1 protein-coding gene is annotated in these 2,924 nt (G+C 64.1%); it reads left to right on the plus strand.

All coding sequences use genetic code 11. The annotated features are described in order from the left end of the window. Positions 1-2,924 (plus strand): RHS repeat-associated core domain-containing protein (locus CAF77_RS28665; RefSeq protein WP_139831952.1); only part of this gene is annotated, 2,924 nt, incomplete at both ends.

The raw sequence follows: 2,924 nt of genomic DNA on the forward strand, positions 1-2,924 counted from the left end.
TTGTATCGCACCAGTGCGGTCGAGATCGATGTCGGGCTGGGGTTTGGCTGGAGTCACTCGCTGGCGCATCGGCTGGAGGTCGAGGGCGCTGCGGTGGTCTGGGTTGACCACGAGAACCGGCGTACGCGGTTTCCGTTGCCGAGTATCGAGCGGCCGGAAATCCACAACAGCCTGTCGCGGGCGGCGATCTTTCTGGGGGATGAGCCGCAGGAGCTGATTGTTGCGCTGGCGGGTGAGGCGGCGCGGTTTTATCACTTTCGGGCTGGGCGTCTGACGGCGGTCAGCGATGCGTACGGCAACCGCTTGCGTATTACGCGGGATCGCCTGGATCGCGTTGAGCGCCTCGACAACGGCGCTGGTCGCTCCTTGTTGCTGCGCTATGAGCGGGCGCATCTGATCGCGGTCGATTATCAGGTTTTTCGGGAGTCTGCCTGGCGCACCGAGCAGACCCTCGCCCGTTATCGGTACGACGCCCGTCATCGATTGATCGAGGCGACCAACGCCGTCGGCGAGAGCGAGCGTTACGACTACGACGACCAGCACGTCATCCTGCAACGGCAACTGGCCGGCGGCGCGAGCTTCTTTTGGGCGTGGGAGCGCGCCGGCAAGGCGGCGCGTTGCGTGCGGCACTGGGCGTCGTTTTCGCAGATGGATACGCGTTACGTCTGGGATGACGCCGGCCGTGTCACGGTGCATTACGTCGATGGCACTGAAGAAACTTACGTCCACGACGACACCGCGCGGATGGTGCGTCAGGTTGCCGCCGACGGTGGTGAGCAGCTCAAGGCCTATGACGCGCAAGGCCGGCTGGTCGCCGAGCAGGATGCGCTGGGGGCGGTCACCGAATACCGCTACGACGATGCCGGACGGCTGATCGCGCTGATTCCGCCGGACGATGCGCCGACGTCCTACGAGTACCGCAATGGTTTCCTGCACAGCCGTTCACGCGGCGATGCGGTGTGGACGTACCGGCGCAATGCCCAGGGTGACATCACCGAGGCGGTCGACCCGGACGGCCATGTCACCCATTACCACCACGATGCACAGGGCCGGTTGCTGTCGATCCGTTATCCGGATTCGGGTCGGCATGTGTTCGTGTGGAACGACCTGGGCCAACTGGTCGAAGAAAGTCTGCCGGACGGTGGGGTTCGCAAGTTTTCCTACGATGCGCTAGGGCGGCGGATTACGGCGCAGGACGAGCATGGCGCGGTCACCCGTCATGCATGGGATGCCGTTGGCCGGCTGATCCAGACCACCTCGCCGAATGGCGCCACCCGCGCCTGGTCCTACAGCGCCTACGGCCAGATCACCGCCGAACGCGATGAACTGGGGCGCATCACCCGCTACGAATATGACGATGACCTGCATTTGGTCAGCCGGCGGATCAACCCCGACGGCACGCGACTGCAATACCGCTACGACCATGCGCAGCTGTTGCTCACGGAAATCGAGAACGAGTCCGGCGAAAAATATCGGCTGGACTACACGCCGACCGGACTGATCCGACAGGAAACCGGCTTCGATGGCCGGCGTACCGCTTACGCCTACGACCGCAACGGCCACCTGCTGGAAAAGACCGAGTTCGGCGATGACGGCTCGACGCTGGTCACCACTTACCAGCGCGACAGCGCCGGGCGATTGCTGCTCAAGACCCTGCCGGACGGTATCGAGGTCAGCTACCGCTATGACCGTTTAGGCCGTTTGGTCGGCGTGGATGACGGCCAGGATCACCCGCTGGCTTTCGAATACGACCTGCAGGACCGGCTGGTGCGCGAGCATCAGGGCTGGGGCACCCTGCGTTACACCTACGACGCCTGCGGCCAGCTAAGCCGGATGCGCCTGCCGGACAACAGCAAGCTCGATTATCACTACGCCAAGGGCGGCGCGCTGACCGCGATCGACCTCAACGGCGCCTTGCTTACCCGTCACGTCTACCAGAACGGCCGCGAACAGCAGCGCCAGCAAGGCCTGCTGCTCAGCGAATACTCTTACGACGAACAGGGCCGCTTACGCGCCCACGCCGTAGGCCATCAACGCAGTGCGCTGTACCGTCGCGACTTTGCCTACAGCGCCAACGGCAACCTCGAACACATCGCCGACACCCGCCACGGCCAGCGCAGCTACACCTACGACGCCCTCGACCGGCTGATCCGCGTACGCCACACCCGCGACGATGTGCCGGAAACCTTCGCCCACGACCCGGCCGGCAACCTGCTGATGCAGGATCGCCCCGGCCCGACACAGATCAAAGGCAACCGCCTGCAAATGCAGGGCGACCGCCACTACGACTACGACGCCTTCGGCAACCTGATCCGCGAACGCCGTGGCCGCGCGCAAACCCTCGTCACCGAATACCGCTACGACAGCCAGCACCGCCTGATCGGCCTGACCCGTCCCGACGGCACCACCGCGACCTACCAATACGACGCCTTCGGCCGGCGCATCCGCAAAACCGTCAACGGCCAGACCACCGAATTCTTCTGGCAAGGCGACCACCTGATCGCCGAAAGCAGCCAGGAACAGCACCGCAGCTTCATCTACGAACCCGGCACCTTTCGCCCCTTGGCGATGCTCGACGGCAGAGGCCCGAAACGCGCCTGCCCGTTCTACTACCAACTCGACCACCTCGGCACCCCGCAGGAGTTGACCGACTACAGCGGCGACATCGTCTGGTCAGCCAAATACAGCGCCTACGGCAAGGTCACCTCGCTGGAACTGGCGACCGAGGACTACCTGAACCAGCCACTACGGTTTCAGGGGCAGTACTTCGATGAGGAAAGCGGACTGCATTACAACCGGCACCGGTATTACGACCCGGACGTGGGACGGTACCTGACGCCGGATCCGGTGAAGTTGGCGGGTGGGGTGAATCAGTACCGGTACGTGCCGAATCCGACGGGGTGGGTGGATCCGTTGGGGTTGAC

This window comes from Pseudomonas sp. R15(2017) (assembly GCF_002112685.1).
Lineage (GTDB): Bacteria > Pseudomonadota > Gammaproteobacteria > Pseudomonadales > Pseudomonadaceae > Aquipseudomonas > Aquipseudomonas glycinae.